The organism is Streptomyces sp. NPDC043876 (assembly GCF_056435825.1).
The window spans coordinates 622413-648277 of sequence record NZ_JBWKDV010000004.1; the positions used below are offsets into that span (position 1 = coordinate 622413).

The 25865-nt window shown below is 74.2% G+C and carries 16 protein-coding genes, 1 tRNA gene and 2 pseudogenes; 9 read left to right on the plus strand and 10 right to left on the minus strand.

What is annotated here, in order from left to right:
• Positions 1–24: 24 nt before the first annotated feature.
• Positions 25–3777: an ATP-binding cassette domain-containing protein gene (locus tag AC0693_RS16530; RefSeq protein ID WP_478802179.1), complete on the plus strand. Its 3753-nt coding sequence runs from the start codon at positions 25–27 to the stop codon at positions 3775–3777.
• A gap of 19 nt (positions 3778–3796) precedes the next feature.
• Here the strand turns inward: AC0693_RS16530 and AC0693_RS16535 are convergent, their stop codons facing one another.
• From AC0693_RS16535 to AC0693_RS16560, 6 genes are all read right to left on the minus strand, one after another.
• Complete coding sequence (locus tag AC0693_RS16535) at positions 3797–4405, minus strand: response regulator transcription factor (protein WP_469331843.1); 609 nt, start codon at positions 4403–4405, stop codon at positions 3797–3799.
• Between the two features lie 248 nt (positions 4406–4653).
• Entirely contained in the window at positions 4654–5841 is a 1188-nt protein-coding gene (locus AC0693_RS16540; protein WP_478802180.1) for a DUF8017 domain-containing protein, read from the minus strand.
• A 100-nt stretch (positions 5842–5941) separates the two neighbouring features.
• On the minus strand, positions 5942–7573 hold the full coding sequence (locus tag AC0693_RS16545; protein WP_478802181.1) for an outer membrane protein assembly factor BamB family protein: 1632 nt from the start codon (positions 7571–7573) through the stop codon (positions 5942–5944).
• Between the two features lie 111 nt (positions 7574–7684).
• Positions 7685–9784 carry a dipeptide ABC transporter ATP-binding protein gene (locus AC0693_RS16550; protein WP_478802182.1) on the minus strand — a complete coding sequence of 700 codons (2100 nt, stop codon included), beginning with the start codon at positions 9782–9784 and terminating at the stop codon, positions 7685–7687.
• Positions 9781–10746 carry an ABC transporter permease gene (locus AC0693_RS16555; protein WP_478802183.1) on the minus strand — a complete coding sequence of 322 codons (966 nt, stop codon included), beginning with the start codon at positions 10744–10746 and terminating at the stop codon, positions 9781–9783. The genes AC0693_RS16550 and AC0693_RS16555 overlap by 4 nt, the downstream gene beginning before the upstream one ends.
• Before the next feature lie 25 nt (positions 10747–10771).
• Positions 10772–11755: an ABC transporter permease gene (locus tag AC0693_RS16560; protein ID WP_478802184.1), complete on the minus strand. Its 984-nt coding sequence runs from the start codon at positions 11753–11755 to the stop codon at positions 10772–10774.
• A gap of 266 nt (positions 11756–12021) precedes the next feature.
• On the opposite strand from AC0693_RS16560, the gene AC0693_RS16565 reads away from it, so the two are divergent.
• Positions 12022–13713 (plus strand): ABC transporter family substrate-binding protein, encoded by a 1692-nt coding sequence (locus AC0693_RS16565; RefSeq protein WP_468463643.1) that lies wholly within the window; start codon positions 12022–12024, stop codon positions 13711–13713.
• Between the two features lie 34 nt (positions 13714–13747).
• Here the strand turns inward: AC0693_RS16565 and AC0693_RS16570 are convergent, their stop codons facing one another.
• Positions 13748–14599, minus strand: a complete 852-nt coding sequence (locus tag AC0693_RS16570; RefSeq protein WP_478802185.1) for an SDR family oxidoreductase — start codon at positions 14597–14599, stop codon at positions 13748–13750.
• A 284-nt stretch (positions 14600–14883) separates the two neighbouring features.
• On the opposite strand from AC0693_RS16570, the gene AC0693_RS16575 reads away from it, so the two are divergent.
• From AC0693_RS16575 to AC0693_RS16590, 4 genes are all read left to right on the plus strand, one after another.
• A complete protein-coding gene (locus tag AC0693_RS16575; protein WP_478802186.1) occupies positions 14884–18888 on the plus strand; it encodes a Pls/PosA family non-ribosomal peptide synthetase in 4005 nt (1334 codons plus the stop codon).
• A 36-nt stretch (positions 18889–18924) separates the two neighbouring features.
• A complete protein-coding gene (locus tag AC0693_RS16580) occupies positions 18925–20322 on the plus strand; it encodes a M1 family metallopeptidase (RefSeq protein ID WP_478802187.1) in 1398 nt (465 codons plus the stop codon).
• 102 nt (positions 20323–20424) lie between these two features.
• Positions 20425–21375: a class A beta-lactamase gene (gene bla / locus AC0693_RS16585; RefSeq protein ID WP_478802252.1), complete on the plus strand. Its 951-nt coding sequence runs from the start codon at positions 20425–20427 to the stop codon at positions 21373–21375.
• A gap of 93 nt (positions 21376–21468) precedes the next feature.
• Complete coding sequence (locus AC0693_RS16590) at positions 21469–21981, plus strand: DUF4396 domain-containing protein (protein WP_478802188.1); 513 nt, start codon at positions 21469–21471, stop codon at positions 21979–21981.
• Positions 21982–22021: 40 nt separating this feature from the next.
• On the opposite strand, the gene AC0693_RS16595 is transcribed toward AC0693_RS16590, so the two are convergent.
• Positions 22022–22096: transfer RNA gene (locus tag AC0693_RS16595), tRNA-Trp, on the minus strand.
• A gap of 183 nt (positions 22097–22279) precedes the next feature.
• On the opposite strand from AC0693_RS16595, the gene AC0693_RS16600 reads away from it, so the two are divergent.
• Positions 22280–22903 (plus strand): GOLPH3/VPS74 family protein, encoded by a 624-nt coding sequence (locus AC0693_RS16600; RefSeq protein ID WP_478802189.1) that lies wholly within the window; start codon positions 22280–22282, stop codon positions 22901–22903.
• A gap of 9 nt (positions 22904–22912) precedes the next feature.
• On the opposite strand, the pseudogene AC0693_RS16605 reads toward AC0693_RS16600, so the two are convergent.
• Positions 22913–23729: pseudogene (locus AC0693_RS16605) on the minus strand (class I SAM-dependent methyltransferase).
• Between the two features lie 151 nt (positions 23730–23880).
• Here AC0693_RS16605 and AC0693_RS16610 point away from each other — a divergent pair.
• Complete coding sequence (locus AC0693_RS16610) at positions 23881–24615, plus strand: aspartate/glutamate racemase family protein (protein WP_469331924.1); 735 nt, start codon at positions 23881–23883, stop codon at positions 24613–24615.
• A gap of 4 nt (positions 24616–24619) precedes the next feature.
• Positions 24620–25241: pseudogene (locus AC0693_RS16615) on the plus strand (nucleoside/nucleotide kinase family protein).
• 33 nt (positions 25242–25274) lie between these two features.
• On the opposite strand, the gene AC0693_RS16620 reads toward AC0693_RS16615, so the two are convergent.
• A complete protein-coding gene (locus tag AC0693_RS16620; RefSeq protein WP_469316375.1) occupies positions 25275–25793 on the minus strand; it encodes a hypothetical protein in 519 nt (172 codons plus the stop codon).
• Between the last annotated feature and the right edge of the window lie 72 nt (positions 25794–25865).

Consider the following 25865-nt stretch of genomic DNA (forward strand, 5'->3'; position numbering starts at 1 on the left):
CCCAGTGCCCGTGGAGCCGCGCGGATGACCTCGCCCGACGTGTCCGACGAGGCGGCGCTCGCGCGCGCCGGCGACCGCGCCCTGCTCGCGGCGGCCCGGCACAGCACCGGCCGCACCGCCGCCGTCGGCGCGTGCTCGACCGGCGCCGCCCTGGCGGCCCTCGCCGAACCGGCCGTCCTCGGCCACACCCTCGACCTGCTGCTGCGCGGCGATCCGGCGGGCCCCCTCTGGACCGTGTGGTGCACCGCGGTCATCGCCGCGGAAGTCCTGCTGGACGCCGCCGTGAGCGCCCTGACGGGTCGGGTGAACGGCCGCTCCACCGCCTGGCTGCGCCGCCTCGGCCTGACCCGGCTGCTGTCGACGGCCCCGCACCACGCCGGTCGCCGCGCCCCCGGTGACGTCGCCGCGCGGCTGACGGCCCACGCCACCGAGGCCGGGACCGCACCGGCGGCCGCCGCGGGCGGCCTCGCCTCCCTGCTGCCACCGCTCGGCGGGCTGATCGCCCTCTTCGTCATCGATGTCTGGACCGCCCTCGCCTTCGTGACCGGACTGCCGCTACTGGCCGTCCTGTTGCGGTCGTTCAGCCGCGATTCGGCCGACAGCGTGAGCCGTTACCAGCAGGTGCAGCTGACGATGGCCGGGCTCCTCGTCGAAGCGCTCGCCGGGGCCCGGACCATCGCCGCCGCCGGCACCCTGCTCCGCGAACGGGCCCGGATCCTGCGCGGGTTGCCCGCGCTCGGCGCCGAAGGGCGGCGGATGTGGCGGGTCTACGGCGGGACCAGCGCCCGCACCTCGGCCCTGATGCCGCTGCTGCTGTACGTGGTCCTCGGTGTGGGCGGGCTGCGGCTCGCGGCCGGGGCGCTGGGCGTGGGCGCCCTCCTCGCCGCCGTCCGCTACGCCGGGCTGGCCGCCGGAGTGGGCGCCGTGACCGGACGGCTGGCCGCGGTGGTCCGCGGCCGGGCCGCCGCCCGGCGCACCGCCGCCCTCCTCGTGTTGCCCGAGCTGCCGTACGGGACCCGGGAGTTGCCCCCCGGCGGGCCGGGGACCCTGGAACTGCGCGGCGTCCGCGTCGTGCGCGGGGGCCGGGCCGTGCTGGACCGCGTCGACCTGCTGGTGCCGGGCGGTACGACGGTCGCCGTGGTGGGCCGCTCCGGCTCGGGGAAGACCCTGCTCGCGGCGGTGGCGGGGCGCCTCACCGACCCCGACGCCGGGCGGGTCCTGATCGACGGGGTCCCGCTGGCGCAGCTGTCCCACGACGCCCTGCGGCGCGATGTCGGGCACGCCTTCGACCGGCCCGTGCCGGCCGGGCGGACGGTCGCCGACGCGATCGCCTTCGGCGCGGGACCGCCGCCCGGGCGGGAAGCGGTCCGGGAGGCGGCGCGGGCGGCGGGCGCCGATCTCTTCGTACGGCGGCTGCCCCAGGGGTACGACACCCCGCTCGCGGACGCGCCGATGTCCGGGGGCGAGATCCAACGCCTGGGCCTCGCCCGGGCGTTCCTGCACGCCGGACGGCTGCTGGTGCTCGACGACGCGACCTCCAGCCTGGACACGCTCACCGCGCGCGAGGTGGAGCGGTCGCTGGCCGAGCGGGTCCGCCCGGGCACCCGTCTGGTCGTCGCCCACCGCATCTCCTCGGCGGCCCGGGCCGACCAGGTGGTCTGGCTGGAGCACGGCCGCGTCCGGGCCACGGGCCCCCACGGCGACCTCTGGCACGACCCGGACTACCGCGCCGTCTTCGCCGCCCCGGCCCTGCGGGCGACCGGTCCCGGGGCCGCGCGGGCTACCGCTCCCGGGACCTCCCCGGCGCCGGGAGCGGAGCCGCGTCCGGTCCTTCCGGCCGCCGCTTGCGATGCCGGGCCGGGGGCGGGTGCGGCGCCCGCGGACCCTCCCTCCGGCCCCGCCGGGCCGGGCGGGCGAAAGCCGGGCGCGGAGGTCCGTACCGCCCCGGCCGAGGCCATCGGGGCGCAGCGGCGGGGGGACGGCGCGTCCGGGGCCCGGGGCGCCGGAGGGCCGCGCGGGGCGTGGCGGCGCGTGGGCGGGGAGGGGCGGCGGTTCCTGCGCGGGCGGGGGCGGGCGCTGGGCGCGCTGGCGCTGTGGTCCCTGCTGGAGTCCGCGCACACCTTCCTCGGGGGGTACGGCGTGGCCCGCGCCCTCGACGACGGCTTCCTCGCCGGCCGGGTCGCCGCCGGCGTCGGCTGGCTCGCGGCGGCCGGGGCCGGGGCCCTGCTCGGCGGCGTCGCGCTGCGGGGGGTGTTCGCCGCCCTCGCGGAGCTCGTCGAGCCGCTGCGGGACGGACTCGTCCGCCGGGCGGTGCGCCGCGCCCTCGGCGCGGCGGTCGCCGATCCCGCGCGCGCCGTCGACGCGAGCGCGGTGTCCCGGCTGACCCAGCAGACCGAGATGGCCCGCGACTCCTTCGCCGGACTGGTCCTGACCGCCCGCTCGTTCGTCTTCACCGCCGCCGGAGCGCTGCTCGGCATGGCGGCCCTGGCGCCCGTACTGCTGCTCGTCGCCGTGCCCCCGCTGCTGCTGGGGCTGGCCGCCTTCCTGGCCACGCTGCGCCCGATGGCGGCCGTGCAACGGGAGGCCCTGGACACGGACGAGGCGCTGGCGGCGCGGGTCGGCGAGGTGGCCGCCGGGCTGCGCGACATCGTGGCCTGCGGGGGCGGCGGGGCCGCGGCAGCCCGGGTAGAGCCCCTGATCGCGGCCCAGGAGCGGCTGACGGGCCGACTCGCCCGGTGGGGGTCCGTACGGACCGTCGCCCTCGGCGTGGCGGGCCGCGCGCCCGTGATCGCCCTGCTCGCCGCCACGCCCTGGCTGCTGGGACGCGGGATCACGGCGGGCGCGCTGGCGGGCGCGCTGACGTACCTGACGCAGTCGCTGCTGCCCGCCCTCGACACCCTGATGGCCGCGCTCGGTTCGGCGGGGACGCGGCTGCTGGTGGTCCTGGACCGCTTCTGCGGGCCCGAGCCCGGCGGGAGCCTGCCGGCCGCCGGAACGAGCGCGCCGCCCGCGGCACGCGAGCACGCCGCCGCCGCCGAACTCCACGGGGTGCGCTTCGCCTACGGGCCCCACGCGCACCCCGTGCTCGACGGGCTCGACCTGACCCTCCGGCCCGGCGAGCACCTGGCCGTCGTGGGACCCAGCGGCATCGGCAAGTCCACGCTCACGGCCCTGCTGGCGGGCCTGCTGCCGCCCGACCGGGGCACGGTCCTGGTGGCCGGAGCGCCCGCCCGGCCGCCCGGCTCCAGCCCGGCGGGCAGCGTCCCGGACCTGCGGCGGACGCTGCTGCCGCAGCAGGCGTACGTCTTCACCGGGACCGTGCGCGAGAACCTGACCCACCTGTGCCCGGGACGGGGTGGTGTTTCGACGGCCCGGCTGGAGGCGACCGTGGCCGCCCTGGGCCTGGAGCCCCTCCTCGGGCGCCTCGGCGGTCTCGACGCGGTCCTCGATCCTGCCGAACTGTCGCAAGGCGAACGGCAGTTGTTGGCACTCGCCGCGGCCCACCTCTCCCCCGCCCCGCTGCTCCTGCTCGACGAGGCGACGTGCCATCTCGACGCGGAGACGGAGGAGCGGGCCGAACGGGCCCTCGCGGCCCGCCCCGGCACCCTCGTGGTGGTGGCCCACCGGATCTCCTCGGCCGCCCGGGCCGACCGCGTGCTCGTCCTGGACGGGACCCGGGCGGTGTGCGGGACGCACGCGGAACTCCCGGCACGGTCGGCCCTGTACCGGGACCTGGTGGGGATGTGGAGCGCGGACGGCGCGGTCGGTTCACGCTGAGCCGCCCGGCTGCGGGGGGTTACACCCAGCCCGCGCTGCGCGATATGCGTATCGCGTCGATGCGGTTGCGGGCGCCGGTCTTGCGGGTGACGGCGGCCATGTAGTTGCGGACGGTGCCGCTGGCCAGGTGCAGGGCGCGGGCGATCTCGGCTATCGAGTCGCCTTCGGCCGCGCGGGCCAGGACACTCAGTTCGCGCGGGCTGAGCGGCACCGGGTCGGCCTCCATGAAGGCGGAGGCGAGGGAGGCGTCGATGAACCGTTCGCCCGCCGCGACCTTGCGGACGGCGCGGACCAGCTGTGCGGGCGAGCCGTCCTTGTCGACGTAGCCCAGGGCCTTCGCCTGGAACGCGCGGCCGAGCGTACCGGGCGTGCCCGCCGTCGCCAGGACGAGCAGGGGGGTCGGGGGGTTCAGGAGCCTGCGGTTGACGCACCCCTCCCCCGCCAGGACGGCCGTGGCACCCGGACAGTCGATGTCGACGACCGCCACGTCTGGTCGTAACGACTCGGCCCGGCGCGCGGCCGTCCTCCACCCCGCCGACGTGACGTCGAACTGCCCCTCGGATCTCAACAGGGCGGCCAGGGCGGACCCGACGAGGCTGACGCTGTGCAGTACGAGGACCTTCGTCATGCGGAACTCTCCAGGGGACGGGAGGGAGCGGCGCGGATCGAGCAGCACCTTGCGGCTGCCCCGTGACCGCCCTGCCGGAACGTCTCCGCAGGGGGCGTGCGGGGGCGCGTGGCCATAAACGGCCGCCTCCCGGATGCTCCCGCACGCCTCGGTGCAGCCCGCTCACCTCCGTCCGCCCCGCACCGCTTCCCGGATACGGCCGAATTCCACCCCTTCCGCGGGTCAGCGACGGGCGGGAGCCGCTCTGCCTAGTCGGCCGGGGCGATCTCCGTCAGGCGGACCGTGCTCATGATCCGCATGATCAGCTCGTCCCCGACCGCGCCCGGCACGCCGGTCCGCCCGTAGAAGTCCCAGGCGACGAAATCGCCCTTGCCGTTCTTGAAGCCGAACACGATCGAACGGCCGTCGCCCGTGCACTTGTTGGGCTTCTTGGCACCCTCGGAATGCGCGGTGACGTAAGTGCCCTTGACCCCGGAGGCGGTCGTGTAGTCCACCGGCTTGTCCCACTTGACGAGGGACTTGTCCGGCTGGGTGTACGCGGCGAAGACCCAGGTCGGGGCCTCCTTCTCGGCGACGTCCCGGGTGTCCTTGGCGCCGTCGGCCCCCTTGGTCCCCGTCGTGGCGAGCCGGAAGTGGTCGATCCGGCCGTCGCCGTCGGAGTCGAGACTGCACCACTTCGACTTGTAGAAGGCCGGCGCGGTGTGCCCGATAAGGATCTTCTCGTGGTCCGTGTCGTCCTCGTAGCCGCTGAACACGGAGGGCGCCGCCACCTCCCATTCGGGCGGCACGTCGAAGGCCGTGCCGTGGTGCGGGTTCACGACCGTCTTCCAGCCCGGGATCGTCGGCGGCACGGTGGTCGACGGCGAGGCGGAGGCCGACCCGGAGGCGGAGCCCGACGGCGTAGCCGGGGCGGAAGCGGACGGCGACGGGTCGTCGTCCGCCCGATCGGCGGTCCGGTCGTCGTTCCCGAGCAGGAGCACGCCGCCGACCGCGGCGGCCGCGACCACCACGGCGGCCGCCGCGACGACGGCGACGAGGACGGTCGTCCGCCCGCGCTTGGCGGGGGGCGGCGGCTGCTGCCCCGGCGGCATCCCGTAGGGGCCGCCCACCGGGTACGGGGCGATGGGGGTGGTGACCGGCTCGGGCGCGGCGTGCGCGGGCGGCATCCCCGGGGGAGGCGGCGGCTGCCGGTACGGGTTGGGGAACTCCTCGCGGGGTTCCTGGGCGTAGGGGCCCTGCGCATACGGGCCCTGCGCGTACGGGCCCCGCTCGTGGGGTCCCGGCGCCTGCGGGCCCTGCTCGTGCGGTCGCTGCTCGTGCGGGCCCTGCTCGTGCGGGCCCTGCTCGTGCGGGTCCTGCGCGTGCGGTCGCTGCTCGTGCGGTCCCTGTTCGTGCGGGTCCCGCTCGCCCCCGGGCGTCTGCTGTCCTGGCCACATGGCGAGTAACGATAGGCGTGCGGTGTGGCACCCGCCACGGCCGGGTCCGGCCGCAGCCCGGCCGGACCCCCCGATCCGGCCAAGGCGCTTACGGAAGACGCTACTTACCGAACGACAGGAGCGCGTGGTCGACCTTCTCCGGCTCCGGTCCCTGCACCCGGCCGTTGAGCAGGAAGAGCCGTCCGCCGAGCCACGCCGGGTGCACGCCGTGCGGGTAGAAGACCGATTGGGGGCCCCGCGCGGCGGCCGGGCTCTGCAGGAACACCTGCGGTGCACCGCCCGTCGGGGCGAGCGTCGCCATCGCGCCCGAATGTCCCGCGCCGTCCCCGATGTACACGACGACCTTGTGGTCCTCGACCGCCAGCGGCCACATGGAGCGGCCCTTGTCGGGCGCCGCCGCGTGCCACTTCTCCTGCCCGTTGGCCAGGTCGACGGCGATGACCTCGTCGGTGTCGTCGATGCCGAGCGCGGTACCGGCCTTGCCGCCCGCGAGGTAGAGCGTATCGCCGTCGACCACGGCGCCCGGGCAGTCCTGGAGGCCGTCGGCACGCCCGTAGCCGTTGCACCGGCCGTTCACCCCGAACCGCGCCTCGCTCTGCGAGCGGACCGCGCCGTCGGCGGTGAAGGCCGTGATGCCCCAGACCTTCTTGTCGGAGTTGAGCGCGGCGACGACCAGCGGGTCCACGGACAGGACGCGGCCGACCCGCCAGCCCTTCTCGAAGGTGTAGCTCCACTTGGGTTCGCCGGTCACCGGGTCCACCTCCTCCAGCACCTCGGCGGGCTTCGGGTCGAAGCAGTTGCGCAGGCCGATCAGCCGGGAGCCCCCGGCGAACCCCGACGGGGAGCAGCCGGTCTTCGGCGTGCCGAAGAGCTTCCTGCCGTCGGTGACCGAGAAGCCGCTCCACACGGCCGACCGGGAGACCGCGACGGTGTCACCGGTGATCGCCATCTCGAAGGTGTTGGTGGTGTCGAATCCGTTCTCCTTCGGCACCTGCACCTTCCAGCCGAGCTTTCCGGTGGTGAGGTCGATCTGCTGGAGCTGGGTGCAGTGGGGTTTCTCCGCGTTGCTCTCGAAGAGGCCGACGACCAGCTTGCCGTTGGCCGCGGGGCCCTGCGGAACCCCGCAGATCGGAGTCTCCAGGTCGGCCTTCCACTTGTCCGTGCCGTCGGCCGCCGAGTAGCCGGTGATCTCCTTGTGCATCGCCTTGACCACGACGTCACCGACCCGCCAGGGGCCGAACTGCTCGGCTCCGGAACCGGCCAGCTGGGTCTGGTTCTCGCGCAGCCAGACCCGCCCCTCGCCCGGCTGGATGCCGGCGTTGGGGTCGTACGGTTCCGGTCCGCCCCCCGGGCCCTTGCCGTCCCCCTTGTCGACCGTGGGGGTGCCGGACGGGGTCGCCGAGTGCGCGTCGTCGGCGCGGGGGCCGGGCGAGGCGTCGTGGCCGCCGCCCGCGACGGCGTACACCACGCCGCCCACCACCAGCAGGGCCACCGCCAGCGCCGTGACCAGCACGGCGCGCCTGCCGGCGAAGGGGCCCCGCCCTCCGCCGCCGGGAGCGGGGGGCGGGGATCCGCCCAACCACCCCGCGCCCGGCTGCTGTTGCGCCTGCGGCGAGGGCTGCGTCGGGGGCTCGGGCTGCGCGTACGGGTTCTGGGGACCAGGTCCGTACGGGGATCCGTGCGGAGGTCCGTACGGCGGTGGGGTGGGGCCGCCGGGCTCGTGACTGCTCATGGGAAGAGTGTGGCCCGTGCGGTTCGCCCGAACCAGAGCCACCCCCACCCCGGGGGCCCGGCCGGCCGGCTCGGCGGCTCGGGGCCGCCCCGGCCGGCGTCGGTCCGTTCGTCAGAGCACCGCCCGTACCGCGGGGAAGTGACACGACGCCACGTGGTCGGCGGCGTGGGCGGTCGGCTCGGGCACCTGCGTCGCGCAGCGCTCGCGCCGCTCGGGGTCCAGGCCCGCGTACACCGGGCACCGTCCCCTGAACCGGCAGCCCGCGTAGCGCCGGGTGGGGCTCGGCGGGTCGCCCGGCAGCAGGATCCGGTCCCGCTGCCGGGCGCGCTCGCGCGCCGGGTCCGGCAGCGGCACCGCCGACAGGAGGGCCTGGGTGTACGGGTGCCGCGGGTTCTCGAAGACGTCCCGGACCGTCCCGGCCTCGACGGTGCGCCCGAGGTAGACGACGCTGACGCGGTCGGCGATGTACCGCACGACGGACAGGTCGTGCGAGACGAAGAGGTAGGCCAGGCCCAGCTCCGCCTTGAGCCTGAGCAGCAGGTTGAGGATCCCGGCCTGGACGGACACGTCGAGCGCGGAGACGGGTTCGTCGAGCACCAGCAGTTTCGGCCGGACCGACAGGGCCCGGGCGATCCCGATGCGCTGGCGCTGGCCGCCGGAGAACTCGTGCGGGAAGCGTTCGGCGGCTGCCCGGTCGAGTCCGACCTGGTCGAGCAGCTCGGGGATCCGGCGGGCGGCGCTCGCCCGGTCGGCGCCCTGCGCGCGCAGCGGCTCGGCGATGATGTCGCCGACGGGCATGCGGGGGTCGAGGCTCGCCATCGGGTCCTGGAAGACGATCTGCACCTGGCCGCGCAAGGCCCGTCGGTCGGCCTTGCCGAGGTCGGCGGGGTCCTTGCCGAACAGTTCGACGGAGCCGCCCTCGGGACGGGCCAGGTGGAGCAGTTCGAAGAGCGTGGTGGACTTCCCGGACCCGGACTCCCCCACCAGCGCGAGCGTTTCGCCGCCGCGGATCGCGAGGTCGACCCCGTCGACGGCGTGCACCGTGCCGATCTGCCGCTTGAAGGCGGCGCCCTTGAGCACGGGGAAGGTCTTGACGAGCCCGGTGACCTTCAACACCATTTCCCCGGTGACCTGTTCGCGAGCCTCCGGGATCGCGGGCACGGGGTAGACGTCGAGCACCCCGAGCCCCTTCTCGGCGATCTCACCGGAACGGACACAGGCCGCGAGGTGACCTCCCCCGGCGCCCGCCCCGCCCCGCTCCCCCGGGTCCCGCACGTCCGCCCCCGGCGCCACCGCCGACAGCGGCGGGACGTCCGCCGTGCAGCGCTCCTGCGCCATCGGGCAGCGCGGGGCGAAGGTGCACCCGGCGCCCACCCGCCCCGCCGCGGGCGGCGAGCCGGGGATGGGGACGAGCGGGCCCCCGCCCCCGTCCAGCCGGGGCACCGCGCCGATCAGCCCCATCGTGTAGGGCATCGAGGGGCGCCCGAAGACCTCGGCCGCCGTCCCCGTCTCGACGATGCGCCCCGCGTACATCACCGCGACCCGGTCCGCCATGCCCGCGATCACCCCGAGGTCATGGCTGACGAGGACCAGCGCCGCGCCCGTCTCCCGCCGGGCCGTGCGCAGCACGTCGAGGATCTGGGCCTGGATGGTGACGTCCAGGGCCGTGGTCGGCTCGTCCGCGAGCAGCACGTCCGGGTCGTTGGCCATGGCCATGGCGATCATGGCGCGCTGCCGCATGCCGCCCGAGTACTCGTGGGGGAACGCCTGGGCCCGCAGGGCCGGTTCGGGGATGCCGACCAGGTCGAGCAGCTCCACCGCCCGGGCGCGGGCGCGGGCGCGCGAGACGTCCTGGTGGGCGCGCACCGCTTCCGCGATCTGGTCGCCGATCCGGTAGACCGGGGTGAAGGCGGACAGCGGGTCCTGGAACACCATTCCGATGCGCTTCCCGCGCACGGCGCTGAGCTCGGCGTCCGGGGCGCCGACCAGCTCGGTCGGGCCCAGGCGGACGGACCCCCGTACGGCGGCATGGGCCGGCAGCAGGCCGAGGACGGCGAGCGCGGTCGCTGACTTGCCGGACCCCGACTCCCCCACCAGGCCCAGGACTTCGCCGCGGGCCAGCGAGAAGCCGACCCCGCGCACGGCGGGCACCCCGTCGAAGTCGACCTCCAGGTCCGTGACGGTCAGGACGGGTGGTGCGGGGGCGCTCATCGGCCGACTCCCTTGGCGGTGGCGGGTGATGGCCGGCCGGCTCCGGCGCGGGTGGTCCGGCGCGCGGCGCGCCGGGAGGTCGGGTCGAGAGCGTCCCGCAGTCCGTCCCCCACCAGGTTGACCGCGAGGACGAAGACGATCAGCAGCCCGGCGGCGAAGAAGAACATCCAGGGGTAGGTGACGGCGGCTCCCGTGGTGCTCGCGATCAGCGTGCCGAGCGAGACGTCCGGAGCCTGCACGCCGAAGCCGAAGTAAGAGAGGGCGGTCTCGCTCATGACGGCGCCGCCGACGGCGATCGTCGCGTCGATGATGAGGAACGAGGCGATGTTGGGCAGGACGTGGCGCCAGATGATCCGGAGCGGTCCGACGCCCATGTACACGGCCGCCTTGACGAATTCCCGCTCCTTCAGCGAGAGCGTCATCGACCGGACCACCCGCGCGGTGATCATCCAGCCGAACACGGCGAGCAGCCCGACGAAGGCGACCCAGCCGCCGCTGCGCAGCCTCGGCGAGACGATCGCGATGATCAGGAACGACGGGAAGACGAGCAGCAGGTCCACGAGGAACATCAGCAGCCGGTCCGTCCAGCCGCCGAAGTACCCGGCGCAGGCGCCCACCAGGGAGGCGAACACGGTGGAGAACAGGGCCACCAGCAACCCGATGACCAGGGACTTCTGGAGTCCGCGCACGGTCTGGGCGAAGACGTCCTGGCCGATCCGGTTGGTGCCCCACCAGTGCCGGGCGCTCGGGGCGGACCGCAGGGCGGCGTAGTCGATGTGGCTGTAGTCCCACGGGCTCAGGAGCGGTCCGGCGAAAGCGAGCAGGAAGAGCAGCAGCAGGGCGGCGGCGCCGGCCAGCGCGCTGCGGTTGCGCAGGAACCGGCGCAGGACGACGGTGGCGCGTCCGGCCGGGCGGGTGGCGGGCTCCGCGCCCCGGACGCTGCTCTCGATGACGGCGGTCATGGTCGGCGTTCTCCTGGATCCGGGGTCAGGCGGCGCGGATGCGCGGGTCGAGCGCGGCGTGCAGCAGGTCCGCGAGGAAGCCGGACACGAGCACGGTCACGGCGGCGAACACGTTCACGGCGACGACCGAGTTGACGTCGTTCTTGCCGATGGAGGCGATGAACCACTCGCCCATCCCGTGCCATCCGAAGATCGTCTCGGTGAAGGTGGCGCCGGTGAAGAGGGCGAGGAAGCCGTAGCTGAAATAGGTCGACATGGGGATCAGGGCGGTCCGCAGGCCGTGTCGGAGCAGCACCGCCCGGCGGCCGAGGCCCTTGGCCGCGGCGGTGCGCAGGTAGTCCGAGCCGAGCACGTCCAGCATGGTCGAGCGCTGGTAGCGGCTGTATCCCGCGATCGCGCCGAGCCCGATCGAGATCGTGGGCAGCAGCAGGTGGACGCCGCGGTCCTTGAACACCGCCCAGAAGCCGGAGTCGACGCCGGGGGTCTTCTCGCCGGTGAACCGGACGACGTCGGTGCCGGTCCTGGTGTTGAACCAGATCGCGCCGATCTTCAGCAGAACGGCCAGCAGGAACACGGGGGTCGAGAGCAGCACGAAGGACGCCAGGGTCATCGCCCGGTCGGAGAACCGGTACTGGCGCACGGCCGTCCAGGCCCCGGCCAGTACGCCCAGCACGGTGCCGGCGACCGTGCCGAAGAGCAGCAGGCGCAGGCTGACCCCGATCCGCCGCCCGAACTCGGCTCCCACCGGGGTCCCGTCGATGGTCTGCCCGAGGTCGCCGTGCAGCGCGTGTCCGGCCCAGGCGGTGAAGCGGGCGAGCAGGGGGGTGTGGTCGTTGACGCCGAGGGCGGTCAGGTGGTGGTCCACGGAGCCGGGCGACAAGGGGGGCTGGCGGCCTTCGTAGTACGCCCGCGGATCCAGGGCGTACGAGGCGAGCAGGTAGGAGAGGCAGACGGCGGCCAGCAGCAGCACGGCGTAGTAGCCGAGCCGCTTGGCCAGGTAGGCGGCCACGGGTGGAGACCTCCGCAAGTGCTCGTGATCCGCGGGGGATCGTGGGAAGTGCGCGACGCCCGGGGTCGTCCGGGAATCACGGCCGCGGCAGGTCAACCTGGCTAATTCGTCGGCTCGTTGACACAGCTTGACCGCTGTTTGTTGCGGACATGCTAAGAAAACATAGCGGGATTCCAGCAGGCCTCCCTGCGGAGCGCAAGATCTCCTACGGTCGGCCGGGGCTGTGGTCCCGCCCCACCACCCCCACAACCGGAGGAAGTGTCCCGATGCGCAGAACCACGGTCGTCGCCCTAGCCGCAGCCCTGTCGGCCACCCTGGCGGTCTCGGCCTGCGACTCCTCCGGCACGGACGGGGACGCGTCGGCGAAGAAGGAGGCGGCGCCCGCCGTCGACGGGCAGAACATCAACGCCCAGCCCGTGAGCGCCCTCAAGCGGGGCGGATCGCTGAAGATCGCCATCGACCAGTGGATCACGCAGTACAACATGAACCAGGTGGACGGCCAGCAGGGCGACGCCGCGGAGATCGACCGGGTCGTGCTGCCGCACCTCTTCTACGCGGACGCGAAGGGGGTCGGCCAGCCGAACCCGGCGTTCCTGACCTCGGCGAAGGTCGTCTCGGCCGACCCGCAGGTGGTGGAGTACCAGCTGAACCCGAAGGCGACGTGGTCCGACGGGAAGCCGCTGGGGTGGAAGGACTTCGAGGCCCAGTGGAAGGCGCTGAACGGCGCCGACAAGGCGTACGAGGCGGCCGACACCACCGGCTACGACCAGATCTCGAAGGTCGAGCAGGGCGCCGACGAGCACGGCGTGAAGATCACCTTCTCGACCCCGTACGCCGACTGGCCACGGCTCTTCGACCCGCTGTACCCGGCCGCGTACCTCGACACCCCGGAGAAGTTCAACAAGGGCTGGACGGAGAAGGCGCCGGTCACCGCGGGTGCCTTCACCATCGGCACCTACGACAAGACGGCCCAGACCATCACGCTGGTCCCCGACCCCCGGTGGTGGGGTGACAAGCCCCTGCTGGACTCGGTCGTCTTCCGCGTCCTGGACCGCTCGGCGCGCACCGAGGCCTTCCTCAACAAGGAGCTGGACGAGACGACGGCGCTGCAGCCCGAGGACTACAAGCGCCTGGTCAAGGACCCCACCGCGGACATCCGGCGCGGCGCCCGCTGGGACGAGGTGCACATCACCCTCAACGCCGCGCGCGGCCCGCTCCAGGACGTCAAGGTGCGCAACGCCCTCCAGTCGGCCATCGACCGCAAGGGCATCAACGCCAGCTTCGCCAAGGACCTTTCCTTCGAACTGAAGCCGCTCAACAACCACTTCTTCATGCCGAACCAGGAGGGCTACCAGGACAACTCCAGCGAGTTCGACGCCTACGACCCCGCGCGGGCGGCCAAGCTCCTGGACGAAGCGGGCTGGAAGGACGCCGGCCAGGGCAAGCCGCGCACCAAGGACGGCAAGGAACTGACCCTGGAGTACACGCTCAGCGCGGGCGGCTCCTCCGCGCAGGAGGACCAGGCGCAGCTGGTGCAGCAGCAGTTGAGCGCGGTGGGCGTGAAGGTCGACATCAAGAAGGTCCCGGCGAACGACTACTTCGGCAAGTTCGTGAACACCGGGAACTTCGACCTCGTCAGCTTCCGCAACGTCGACGAGGCCTACACCTCCAAGCTGATCCCGGTCTTCCAGCAGCCGCAGGGCGGCAACCTCTTCCAGAACTTCGGTTCCGTCGGCAGCCCCCGGATCGACGAACTCCTGAAGAAGGCGGGCCGGACCACCGACCGCGGCGAGGCGCTGAGGCTCTACAACCAGGCCGATGCCGAGATCTTCAAGCTCGGCCACTCGATCGAGCTGTACCAGCGCCCGGCCATCCTGGCGGACCGCAAGGGCCTCGCCAATTTCGGCGCCACCGGGCTCGCCGACGTCGACTACACGAAGGTCGGCTGGCAGAAGTGACGCCGGACCGGGCGGGTCAGGCAGCTCAGGCAGGTCAGGCGGTCGTCGGCAGCCGGACCGCCTGAGCCGGCATGACGAGGGCGCGGGCCGCGGCGAACTCCGCGCGGGCCGCCTCCTCGGCCGCTTCCAGGTAGGCGTAGGCGTCCTCCCCGACGGGCACGCGCAGGGGGGTCGGCACGTCGGAGGCGACGAGCGCCAGCAGCGTCTCGGCGAAGTCCTCCGGTCTGCCGTACTCCGCGTTGTCCTCCATCCCGCGGAACCCGTCGCGCATTTCGCCGGTGGCCTCCGCGTAGACCGGGAGGCGGTGCGCGGCCTCCGCGAGGGAGGACCCGTAGCGGGTGGCGAAGACCCCGGGCTCGGCGACCGTCACCCGTACGCCGAAGGGCGCGACCTCGGCCGCCAGCGCCTGACTCATGCCCTCCAGCGCGTACTTCCCCGCGACGTAGGACGCGAGGCCGGGGAAGGCCATCCGGCCGCCGAGCGAGGACACATTGACGATGTGGCCGTGGCCCTGCGCCCGCATCAGCGGCAGGACCAGCCGCGCGAGCCGCCAGGGACCGACGAGCAGGGTCTCCAGCTGGTCGCGCAGCTCGGCGTCGGCGACCTCCTCGACCGTGCCGAAGAGACCGCTGCCCGCGTTGTTGACCAGGACGTCGATGCCGCCCATGCGGTCGCCGGCGCCGCGCACGGCCCGTTCGCACTGGTCCGCGTCGCGCAGCTCCAGCGCGAGGGGCGTGATCCGGCCGGGCCAGGCCCGGACCAGCTCCTCCAGGGCCGCGGTCGTGCGCGCGGTCGCGGCCACCTGATCGCCGGCGCGCGCCGCGGCCGCTGCCACGGCCCGGCCGAGCCCCGAGGAACACCCTGTCACCAGCCAACGACGCTCCACCGCATCCCCCTTCGCCCTGCGCACCGGCCGTCATGGTCGCCGTGCCGCGCCGCGGGCGAACACCCCCCGGAGGCGGCGTGCGGGAGCGCGAGGGGCGCGCTTTCCTGCGCCCTCGCGCCCCCTAGGCCGTAGCCTCGCTTTTCCGCCGCCCGCCGGGCCCCAGCGGGAAATCCGCCGATGGCGCACTAGAATGACGGGTCGATTGGTGCTGGACCGGAACAACCCTGGCAAACCTGGGCTCCACCGGCGACCCGGGTGTTTCCGGGACCGAGACGCGAGGGCCGATGGCAGCCACACCTGAGCACGGTGAACCGACCCTGCTCGCGGACGGGAACGGGGACGCGCCCGCGGATGCCGCCGGCAACGCGCCCGCCGAAGTCACCGGCGACGCCCCCACCCACGCACCAGCGGACGTCAACGCCGACGGCGACGGCGCGCGGGAGGAACCCGGTAAGTCCGCCCTGTTCCGCGCCGGACCCGCCGCCCCGCCCCGCACCCTCCTCGACATCTTCGAGGCCTCCGTCCGCGCCCACCCCGACGAGCCGGCCCTCGACGACGGCAGCGCCCGGCTGACCTACCGCGCCCTGGCCGTCGAGGTCGAACGCCGGCGGCGCGCCCTGGTCGCCGCCGGGGTCGGCCCGGGCGACCGGGTCGGCGTCCGTGTGCCGTCGGGGACCAACGAGCTGTACGTGTCGATCCTCGCCGTGCTCGCGGTCGGCGCCGCCTACGTACCGGTCGACGCCGAGGATCCGGACGAGCGGGCCGAGCTGGTCTTCGGCGAGGCCGGGGTGCGGGCGGTCCTCGGCGCCGGCCGGCGCATCGACGTCACCGGCCCCGTCGGGGCGCCGAAGGCCGCCGCGCGGCCCGGCCCCGACCAGGACGCCTGGATCATCTTCACCTCCGGCTCCACCGGCAAGCCGAAGGGCGTGGCCGTCAGCCACCGCAGCGCCGCCGCCTTCGTGGACGCCGAGGCCGCTCTCTTCCTCGCCGAGGACCCCATCGGCCCCGGCGACCGCGTCATGGCGGGGCTGTCCGTCGCCTTCGACGCCTCCTGCGAGGAGATGTGGCTGGCCTGGCGGCACGGCGCCTGCCTCGTGCCGGTTCCCCGCGCGCAGGTCCGCAGCGGCGCCGACCTCGGCCCCTGGCTGATCGAGCAGGAGATCAGCGTGGTCTCCACCGTGCCGACCCTGGCCGCGCTGTGGGAGCCCGAGGCCCTCGACGAGGTCCGGCTGCTGATCTTCGGCGGTGAGGCCTGCCCGCCCGAGCTGACCCAGCGGCTGGTCACCGAGGGCCGCGAGGTGTGGAACACCTACGGCCCCACCGAGGCCACCGTGGTCGCCTGCGCCTCCCTGCTGAGCGGAGCGGAGCCGATCAGGATCGGGCTCCCGCTGAACGGCTGGGAGCTGGCCGTGGTCGACGAGTCCGGCGAGCCCGTGCCGATGGGCGGCAGCGGCCAGCTCGTCATCGGCGGCGTCGGCCTGGCGCGCTACCTCGACCCGGTGAAGGACGCCGAGAAGTACGCCCCGCTGGCGTCCCTGGGCTGGGAGCGCGCCTACCGCAGCGGCGACCTCGTCCGCGCCGAACCGGAAGGGCTGGTCTTCCTCGGCCGCGGTGACGAGCAGATCAAGCTCGGCGGCCGCCGGATCGAACTGGGCGAGGTCGACGCCGCGCTGCAGGCCCTGCCGGGGGTGGCCGGCGCGGCCGCCGCCGTGCGCACCGCGCGCAGCGGCAACCAGCTGCTCGTCGGCTACCTCGTCCCCCAGGAGGGCTGGGACCGCGCCGCGGCCGTCGAGCGGCTGCGGGCCGAGCTGCCCGCCGCCCTCGTACCGCTGCTCGCGCCGGTCGAGGAGTTGCCGACCCGGACCTCCGGCAAGGTCGACCGCGACGCGCTTCCCTGGCCGCTCCCCGACCTGGAGACCACCGGGCCGGTGGAGCAGCTGTACGGCACCGAGGCCTGGCTCGCCGAGCAGTGGAGCGAGACCCTCGGGGTGAGCGTCACCGGCGGCGCCGACGACTTCTTCGCGATCGGCGGCAACAGTCTCGCCGCCGCCCAGCTCACCACCCGGCTGCGCGTCCGCTACCCGCGGGCGGCCGTCCTCGACATCTATCAGCAGCCCACGCTGCGCAAACTGGCCCGGCGGCTGGAGAAGTCCGTACGGGAGGACGGCGCGGCCCGCGTCGTCTCGCCCGTCCCGCTCCGCTCCCAGGTCGTGCAGTCGCTGCTGCTGCTCCCGCTGTTCACCCTGGTCGGGCTGCGCTGGACGGTGGCGCTGCTGGCTCTGGGCAATGTACTGCACTGGTTCGGGCCCTATCCGTGGGCGCCCACCGCATCGTGGTGGCTGGTCGGGGCGGGGGCGGCGCTGCTGTTCAGCCCGCCGGGGCGGCTCGCGGTCGCGGCCGGCGGCGCGCGCCTGCTGCTGCGCGGCGTGAAGGCCGGGCGCTACCGGCGCGGCGGCCGCGTGCACCTGCGGCTGTGGACGGCCGAGCGGCTGGCCGAGTGCGCGGGCGCGACCTCGCTCAGCGGGTCGTGGCTGGAGCGCTACGCCCGGGCGCTGGGCGCCAAGGTCGGACCCGAGGTGGACCTGCACTCCCTGCCCCCGGTGACGGGCATGCTCAAGCTCGGCCGGGGCTGCGCCGTCGAGTCCGAGGTGGACCTCTGCGGGCACTGGCTGGACGGGGACCAGCTCGTGATCGGCACGGTCAAGGTCGGGGCGGGCGCCGTGGTGGGCACCCGCAGCCTGCTCTTCCCCGGGGCGCGCGTCGGCAAGCGGGCCGAAGTGGCCCCCGGGTCCGCGGTCGTCGGACAGGTGCCCACCGGGCAGCGGTGGGCCGGGGCGCCCGCCGTCAAACTCGGCAGGGCCAAGCGCAACTGGCCCGGGGAGCGGCCGCCGCGGCCGGTCCGCTGGCGCGCCGCGTACGGGGCGGCCGGGTTCGCCCTCACCGCTCTGCCCGTGCTCGCGGCGCTGCCCGCGCTGCTCGTGGCGAGCCGCTTCGTGCCCGCCGGCGCAGGGGCGGGCGCGGCGCTGCGCGGCGCCCTGCTCGCCGTGGTGCCGGGGGCGCTCGCCTTCGGGTGCGCGTACGCGCTGCTGCTGCTCGTCTCCGTACGGCTGCTCAGCCTGGGTCTGCGCAGCGGCGTCCATCCCACGCACAGCAGGACCGGCTGGCAGGCCTGGACGGTCACCCAGCTGATGGATCTGTCCCGCGAGACGCTCTTCCCGCTGTACGCCGGGCTGATCACGCCGGTGTGGCTGCGGTTGCTCGGCATGAAGATCGGCCGGGGCGCGGAGGTGTCCACCGTGCTCGCGCTGCCGAGCCTCACCACCGTCGGCGAAGGCGCGTTCCTCGCCGACGACACCCTGACCGCGCCCTACGAACTGGGCGGCGGCTGGATGCGGATCGGGCACTCGGCGATCGGCCGCCGGGCGTTCCTCGGCAACTCGGGCATGACGGCGCCCGGGCGCACCGTGCCGGACGGCGGGCTGGTGGGCGTGCTGTCGGCGACGCCGAAGAAGGCCAAGAAGGGCAGTTCGTACCTGGGGCTGCCGCCGGTGCGGCTGCCGCGGTCCACGGCGGACGCCGACCAGAGCCGGACGTACGACCCGCCCGCGCGGCTGCTGTGGGCACGCGGCCTGGTCGAGCTGTGCCGGCTGGTCCCGGTGTTCTGCTCGGCCGCGCTGGCCGTGCTCACCGCGGCGGCGTTCTGCGCGCTGAGCGCCCCGGGGGCGGTGGGCGCCGCGGGCACGGCGCTGCTGTCGGGGGCGGTCCTGCTGGCGGCGGGCGCCGCCGGGTGCGCGGTCACGGTGGCCGCGAAGTGGCTGCTGGTGGGCCGCCACCGGGCCGGGGAGCACCCGCTGTGGAGCGGCTTCGTGTGGCGCAACGAACTGGCCGACACCTTCGTCGAGGTGCTGGCCGTGCCCTGGCTGGCCGGATCCGTACCCGGTACCGCGCTGCTGTCCCTGTGGCTGCGCGGGCTCGGGGCGCGGATCGGCCGGGGCGTGTGGTGCGAGAGCTACTGGCTGCCCGAGACGGACCTGGTGGAGCTGGGTGACGGGGTCAGCGTGAACCGGGGGTGCGTGCTCCAGACGCACCTCTTCCACGACCGGATCTTGAGGACGGATACTGTGGTCCTCCACGAGGGCGCCACCCTGGGCCCGGGCGGAATCGTCCTGCCCGGGAGCACCGTCGGCGCCCACAGCACACTGGGTCCCGCCTCGCTCGTGATGGCCGGGGAATCCGTACCCGCCGGCACCCGTTGGCTGGGCAATCCGATCGAGGCGTGGCGGTCCTGAGAGGGGCCGGGCACAGCGCAGGGAACGGAAGCGTCAATGAACGGCCAGACGACCACGGCGTCGGACCCGTACTTTCCGGCCAACGGTGACCCCCGCTACCGCGTGCACCGGTACGAACTCGCCCTGGAATACCGGCCGCGTCCCAACCGGCTGGCCGGGACGGCCCGGATCAGTGCGATCGCCGGGCGGGCGCCGCTCGCCGAGTTCCACCTGAACCTGGCCGAGTACAAGACGGGGCGGGTCCTGGTGAACGGCCGGGCCGCGCACTCCACGCACCGGGGCGGCAAGCTCCTCGTCCGGCCCGCCAAGCCGCTGCCCGCCGGTACGGCCTTCACGGTGGAGGTGCACTGGGTGGGCAACCCCAAGCCGGTCCGCAGCCCGTGGGGCGGCATCGGCTGGGAGGAGCTGACCGACGGCGCCATGGTGGCCAGCCAGCCGGTGGGCGCGCCGTCCTGGTACCCCTGCAACGACCGGCCCGCCGACAAGGCCTCCTACCAGATCTCGGTCAACGTCCCCTCCGCCTACACCGTGGTGACCGTCGGCAGGCTGCTCACCCGGACGACCAGGGCTTCGACGACCACCTGGGTGTACGAGCAGTCCGCGCCCACCTCCAGCTACCTGGTCGGGCTGTCCATCGGCATGTACCAGACGGTGCTGCTCGGCGACCCGGGACTCGACGGGGTGCCGCAGAGCGCGCACGTACCGGCGCACCTGCTGCCCCGGTTCTCCCGTGACTTCGCGCGGCAGCCCGAGATGATGCGCCTGTTCGAGGAATTGTTCGGGCCGTATCCCCTCGGCGCGTACGCGGTGGTCGTCGCCGACGAGGAACTGGACGTGCCGGTGGAGGCGCAGGGCCTCTCCCTGTTCGGCGCCAACCACGTGGACGGCGCGCGGGGTTCGGAGCGGCTCGTCGCCCACGAGCTGGCGCACCAGTGGTTCGGCAACAGCGTGACCATCGCCGACTGGCGGCACATCTGGCTCAACGAGGGCTTCGCGAAGTACGCCGAATGGCTGTGGTCGGAGCGTTCGGGCGGCCGTGCCGCGCATGAACTGGCCGCCGACGCGCACCGGTTGCTGGCGTCCCGGCCGCAGGACCTCACGCTGGCCGACCCCGGCCGCAAGCTGATGTTCGACGACCGGCTCTACCAGCGCGGCGGTCTCGCCGTGCACGCGCTGCGCTGCGCCCTGGGGGACGCCGCGTTCTTCCGCATGCTGCGCGACTGGACCACCGTCCACCGCCACGGCGTGGTCAACACCGCCGGTTTCACCGCCCACGCGGCCCGTTACGCGGCGGAGCCGGTGGACGAGCTGCTCACCGCCTGGCTGTACGAGCCGGCCCTCCCGCCGCTGCCCGTACGGTCCACGGCGCCGGCGCGGCCCGCGTACCCGCCCACGAACGGCGAACCCGCGAGCGGCGGCCGCGGCCGCGCCTGAGGGGCCCCTCCCCCTTCCGAGTTCCGATTGGAACCGTTTCCTCCCTTTATGCACTCCTCCCGAATGACGCCGCATTCATGAGGAGTGGACACATTGAGCCCTTTGATCCCCTTCAACCCTTCGAACGCCCCGAACCTCCGCGAGGGCAGGCCCCCGTCCCGGCGTACGGCCCTCGCGTGGGGAGCCGGAGCCGCGCTGGCCGTGGGCCTGCCCGCGAGCGGCAGCGCGTACGCTTCCACGCTCGACGGCGCCGGTGCGCTCTCCCACCGGCTGGAGGCGCTGGAGCGGCGGTACTCCGCCCGCCTCGGGGTCTACGCGTGCGACACCGCGACCGGCCGGAGCCTGCGGTACCGCGCGACCGAGCGCTTCCCCCTCTGCTCGCTCTTCAAGACCCTCGCGGTCGCCGCCGTCCTGCGCGACCTCGATCGCGACGGCGCCTTCCTGGCCCGGCGCATCCGGTACACGGAGCAGGACGTCACGAGCGCGGGCTACGCGCCGGTCACCGGCAAGCCGGAGAATCTCGCCGGTGGCATGACCGTGGAGGAACTGTGCTCCGTCGCCGTGCGTTACAGCGACAATGCGGCTGCGAACCTCCTCCTGCGCGAGCTGGGAGGACCGGGCGCGGTCACGCGTTTCTGCCGGTCGATCGGCGACGGGGCCACACGCCTCGACCGGTGGGAACCCGAACTGAATTCGGCCGAACCGTGGCGCACGACCGACACGACCACCCCGTACGCCATCGGCCAGAGTTACGCGCGCCTCACCCTCGGCACCGCGCTCGCGCACGGGGACCGCGAGCGGCTCACCGGCTGGCTGCTGGCCAACACCACGGGCGGCGCGAAACTGCGGGCCGGCCTGCCCGCCGACTGGGCCGTCGCGGAGAAGACCGGCGGCGGGAAGTACGGCACCGGCAACGACGTGGGCATCACCTGGCCCCCGGACCGCGCACCCCTCGTCATCTCCGTCCTGACGACGCGCCAGGCGCCCGACGGCCCGGCCGACGACCGCCTGATCGCCGAAACCGCCACCCTGCTCGCGTCGCTCCTGGGCTGATCCGGCCTCTCGGAATACCCCCTGGGGGTATATCGTTATGAGGCACGAGACCGCGGGAACGCGGCACGGGACGGCAGGTACGAGAGGACGGGGATGACGATGACGGACCACAGCGCACACCACGCGGGTCACGGCGGGCCGGTTCATGAGGGGGTGGCCCGGGTGACCTGGGCGTCCGCCGCGCAGGCGACGCTGCACTGCCTCACCGGGTGCGCCATCGGCGAGATCCTCGGCATGGCCGTCGGCACCGCGCTCGGGTGGGGCAACGCGTCCACCATGATCCTGGCGATCGTGCTGGCCTTCGTCTTCGGCTACTCCCTCACCCTGTTCGGGATCCGCAAGGCCGGGCTGGACTTCACGTCCGCGCTCAAGGTCGCGCTGGCCGCGGACACCGTCTCCATCATCGTGATGGAGCTCGTCGACAACGGGATCATCGCCCTGGTGCCCGGCGCGATGGACGCGCACCTGGACGAGGTCCTGTTCTGGACCTCGCTGCTGGGCGGCTTCGTCGTCGCGTTCCTGCTCACGACCCCGGTCAACAAGTGGATGATCGCCCGCGGCAAGGGCCACGCCGTCGTCCACGCCCACCACGGCCACGCCCACTGATCCAGCGACCGCGCCCCTCTCCCCTATCCGGCGAGAGGGGCGGAACCGACCGGATTCGAACCGGCGTCCTCGCGGTTTTGGAGACCGCGCGCGACGACCTCTGCGCTACGGTCCCGCCCGGCGCATCCTACGCCGCGCCGCGAAAGCCCCGCCGCGTCCACGGGGCCCGGCGCCCCGTTCGCCCTCGGTCGGCCAATCATGACGAAATGCGAACGGTCGGCGGCGGGCGCTCGCTTCGTGGGTGTGCCGATCCATAATCGACCATGGAAACCGCCTGCGTGGCCGGAAGGGGCCCTTCGTGAGCACACCGCGGGACTTGCTGATCATCACCCTCGACAGCGAGACGAGCCGCCCGGTCGAACAGGGCGATCTGTCGCTCGCGCTCGCCGGGGCCGAGCTGATCGACCTGCTCGCCGCCGAGGCCGTACGGCTGGACGGCGACCAGCTCGTCCCGGGGCTCGCGCCCGCGGCGGCCGACCGGCTGCTGGGCGAGGCGGCCGGGGCGCTGGTGCGCGAGTCCCCCTACGAGTCGGTCACCGACTGGCTGTGGCGCAGGGGCCGGGGCCTGGCCGCGGCTTACCGGGCCGAGCTGGAGGGCGAGGGGCAGCTCGTACGGCCGCCCCGGCGCGGCATCTCCTTCCGGGCCGGTCCGCCGGAGCTGGTGGATTCGCCCGCACGCCGGCAGGCCGCCGACCGCTGGGCGGCGGACGAGCCCGTCCTGGCCGGCCTGGCGCAGGCCCTGGGCGTCCGGCCCCGCCGCGCGGGGTCGGCGGACTCCGCCTCCCCGGACGTGCCCGACGACACGGTGGCGACCGTGCTGGCCACCGTCAACGACGCTCTGGTGGAACTGGCCGCCGTCCGGCAGCGCCGGTCCATCGAGGACGCCGCCTTCGACAACATCTGGCGGGGCAGCGGCGGTTGACGCCCGGCATCACGGGCGGCGGCCCCATGCGGAGATCATGGGGGCGGTGGCCAGGTCGAGGCGCCTGGCGGCGACGTTCGCCAGGTGCCGGTCGATCTCCTCGTCCGTGGCCAGGCCCTCCGCCACCACGGCCGCGGATCTGCCGTACGGTCGCGGCCTCCAGGACGGCGCAGGCGGGCGAGGTGATCGGGAAGTACGCGTCGGCCCCCACCTCCGCCAGGCCCGCCTCCCGCAGCAGCCTCGGCAGCGTGCGCCCGTACGCGAGATCCGCGCCGCGCGCCGCCATCAGGGCCCGGAATCCGGCGCGCAACCGGTTGGCGAGCCGCTGTTCGGGGCCTGACTCGTCCGGGCACAACAGCGGCTGGAGCCCCGGGTCGGCGTCCTCCAGGAGCAGCCGGCCGCCGGGGCGCAGGGCCGCCACCATCCTGCGCAGCGCCTCGGCACGGTCGGCCACGTGCACCAGGACCAGCCGGGCGTGCACGAGGTCGAAGCCGCCGGGCGGCGGCGGATCGGCCGCGACGTCGTGGCGCAGCACCTCGACCACGCCCCCGGCGATGCCCCGGTCCCCAGACGGCCCCGTCCAGGACACGTCGATGTCGGTGGCCACCACCGACCCGGTGGGGCCGACCCGCTCGGCCAGCCCGAGGGGCACCGACGCCCCACCGGCCCCGACCTCCCAACACCGCATGCCGCGGGTGATCCCGAGCCGGTCGACGTGCCGGAAGGTCACCGGATCGAACAGCTCGCCGAGTGCGCCGAACCGGATCCCCGCCTCCGACTGCCGGTTGTCGAGGAGATAGCCGTGATCCGCGCCGTGCTCGCCCATCCGGCCAGTCTGGCAGAGCTCCGCGCCCCGGCCGAGGAACACATGACATCCCAAAGGAAACCTTATAGCTTTCGCAGGTATACCCCATCAGGCTTATGATCGGCGTTCACACCGCACGCGGGAGGGGCCGGACATGGAAACGCGCACGGGCATGAAGACGATCGGGCTGATCGGCGGGATGAGCTGGGAGTCCACCGCCGAGTATTACCGGATCCTCAACGAGCGGACGCGCGAGCGGCTCGGCGGGCTGCACTCCGCCCCGTGCCTGATCCACTCCGTGGACTTCGTCGAGATCGAACGGTTGCAGACCCAGGGCCGCTGGGCCGAGGCCGGTGATCTACTGGCCGACGCGGCCCGGTCGTTGCGGGCGGCCGGCGCCGATCTGCTCCTCATCTGCACCAACACCATGCACAAGGTCGCGGACTCCGTCGAGGCCGCGACCCCGCTCCCCCTGCTCCACATCGCGGACGCGACCGCGGACGCCGTCCGCGCCGCCGGGCTCGGCCGGGTGGGGCTGCTCGGCACCGCCTTCACCATGGAGGAGGACTTCTACCGGGGCCGCCTCGCCGCCCGCGGGCTCGACGTCCTCGTCCCCGACGCCGAGGGGCGCGCCCTCGTGCACCGGGTGATCTACGAGGAACTGTGCCGGGGCGTCGTGCGCGAGGCCTCGCGCGCCGCTTACCGCCGGGTCGTCGAAGACCTCGTCGCCCGCGGCGCCGAGGGCGTCGTCCTCGGATGCACCGAGATCGAACTCCTCATCGGCTCCGGCGACAGCTCCGTGCCGCTCTTCCCCACCGCCCGCCTGCACGCCGAGGCGGCCGTCGACGCGGCCCTCGCGGGAGTCCTGGCGGGGCCCGCCGCGCGGCCCGGAGGTGGGGCAGGATGACGGGATGTACACGATGACGGACCTGGTGACGAGGGCGCACCCGCTGGTCGCCGCGGGCCGGCGGCGGATCCTCGGGATCGCCGGGCCGCCGGGGGCCGGGAAGTCGACCCTGGCCGCCCGGCTCGCCGAGGCGCTCGGGCCGGACGCGGCCGTGGTCGTCCCGATGGACGGCTTCCACCTCGCCCAGCGCGAACTGGAGCGGCTCGGGCTCGCCGACCGCAAGGGCGCTCCGGACACCTTCGACGTCGCCGGGTACGTCGCCCTGCTGCGCCGACTGCGCGCACCCGGCGAAGCCACCGTGTACGCGCCCGCCTTCGACCGCGGCCTGGAGCAGCCGATCGCGGGCAGCGTGCCCGTCGCGGCGTCCGTACCGCTGGGTGATCACCGAGGGGAACTACCTGCTGCACGACGCGGGCGGCTGGGGGTCCGTACGGCGCCTGCTGGACGAGGCCTGGTACCTGGCGCCCGACGAGGCGCTGCGCGTGGGGCGCCTGGTCGACCGGCACGTGCGCCACGGCAGGGATCCGGCGCAGGCGCGTGCGTGGGTGCTCCGCTCGGACGAGGCGAACGCCCGTCTCGTCGCCCCGGGCCGCGACCGCGCGGATCTCGTACTGGACCCGGGCTGAGGCCGCCCGGCCGACCGCACCGCGGCCACGGGCTCAGTACACGAGCTTGTAGCTCACGTCCTTCGGGACGGGGCCCGGTGAGGTGTCGGTGTAGAGGAGCCGGATCGTGGTGAAGCGCCGGATGTCGGGGTGGTCCGGCCAGGCCTGCGGATCGCTCAGGGTCACGGTGACGGGGTAGGCGCGGAAACGGCCGGCGGCGCAGTACGGGCGGCAGTCGTTCACCATGTCGGTGCCGGTGGCCGTCGCCGTCTTGGACCCCCAGCTGTCCCAGCGGAGCGAGACGAGGCGGTTGTTACCGTCCCCGCAGGCCAGGAGGTACTCCTGGGGGCGCATCCGGGCCTGCGAGAAGCAGTCGACGACCACGACGGGGTCCGGGGGATCCAGGCGCGGGGCCGACAGCGTGCCGCCGGGGCGGGCCGACGGTGGTGCGCCGGGGTGGGCGGCGGCCGGGATCACCGCGGCCGTCACGGCCGCCGCCGTGCACAGCAGGGTGGCCGTCCACATCCCGTGCCGGGAGGCCCGTGCCGCGCGACCGACTGCGGAAACGTTCACGCCCACGCCCTCCTCGCCGCTCTGCTCAGCGCCCTGCTCACCGCTCACCTCAGCTTCACCCATGGGCGCGGG

Bases quoted from the DNA above. Each gene is read 5' to 3' on its own strand.
- AC0693_RS16530 (WP_478802179.1), top strand. From the start codon at position 25: ATGACCTCGCCCGACGTGTCCGACGAGGCGGCGCTCGCGCGCGCCGGC.
- AC0693_RS16535 (WP_469331843.1), bottom strand. From the start codon at position 4,405: ATGACGAAGGTCCTCGTACTGCACAGCGTCAGCCTCGTCGGGTCCGCC.
- AC0693_RS16540 (WP_478802180.1), bottom strand. From the start codon at position 5,841: ATGTGGCCAGGACAGCAGACGCCCGGGGGCGAGCGGGACCCGCACGAA.
- AC0693_RS16545 (WP_478802181.1), bottom strand. From the start codon at position 7,573: ATGAGCAGTCACGAGCCCGGCGGCCCCACCCCACCGCCGTACGGACCT.
- AC0693_RS16550 (WP_478802182.1), bottom strand. From the start codon at position 9,784: ATGAGCGCCCCCGCACCACCCGTCCTGACCGTCACGGACCTGGAGGTC.
- AC0693_RS16555 (WP_478802183.1), bottom strand. From the start codon at position 10,746: ATGACCGCCGTCATCGAGAGCAGCGTCCGGGGCGCGGAGCCCGCCACC.
- AC0693_RS16565 (WP_468463643.1), top strand. From the start codon at position 12,022: ATGCGCAGAACCACGGTCGTCGCCCTAGCCGCAGCCCTGTCGGCCACC.
- AC0693_RS16575 (WP_478802186.1), top strand. From the start codon at position 14,884: ATGGCAGCCACACCTGAGCACGGTGAACCGACCCTGCTCGCGGACGGG.
- AC0693_RS16580 (WP_478802187.1), top strand. From the start codon at position 18,925: ATGAACGGCCAGACGACCACGGCGTCGGACCCGTACTTTCCGGCCAAC.
- AC0693_RS16590 (WP_478802188.1), top strand. From the start codon at position 21,469: ATGACGATGACGGACCACAGCGCACACCACGCGGGTCACGGCGGGCCG.
- AC0693_RS16610 (WP_469331924.1), top strand. From the start codon at position 23,881: ATGAAGACGATCGGGCTGATCGGCGGGATGAGCTGGGAGTCCACCGCC.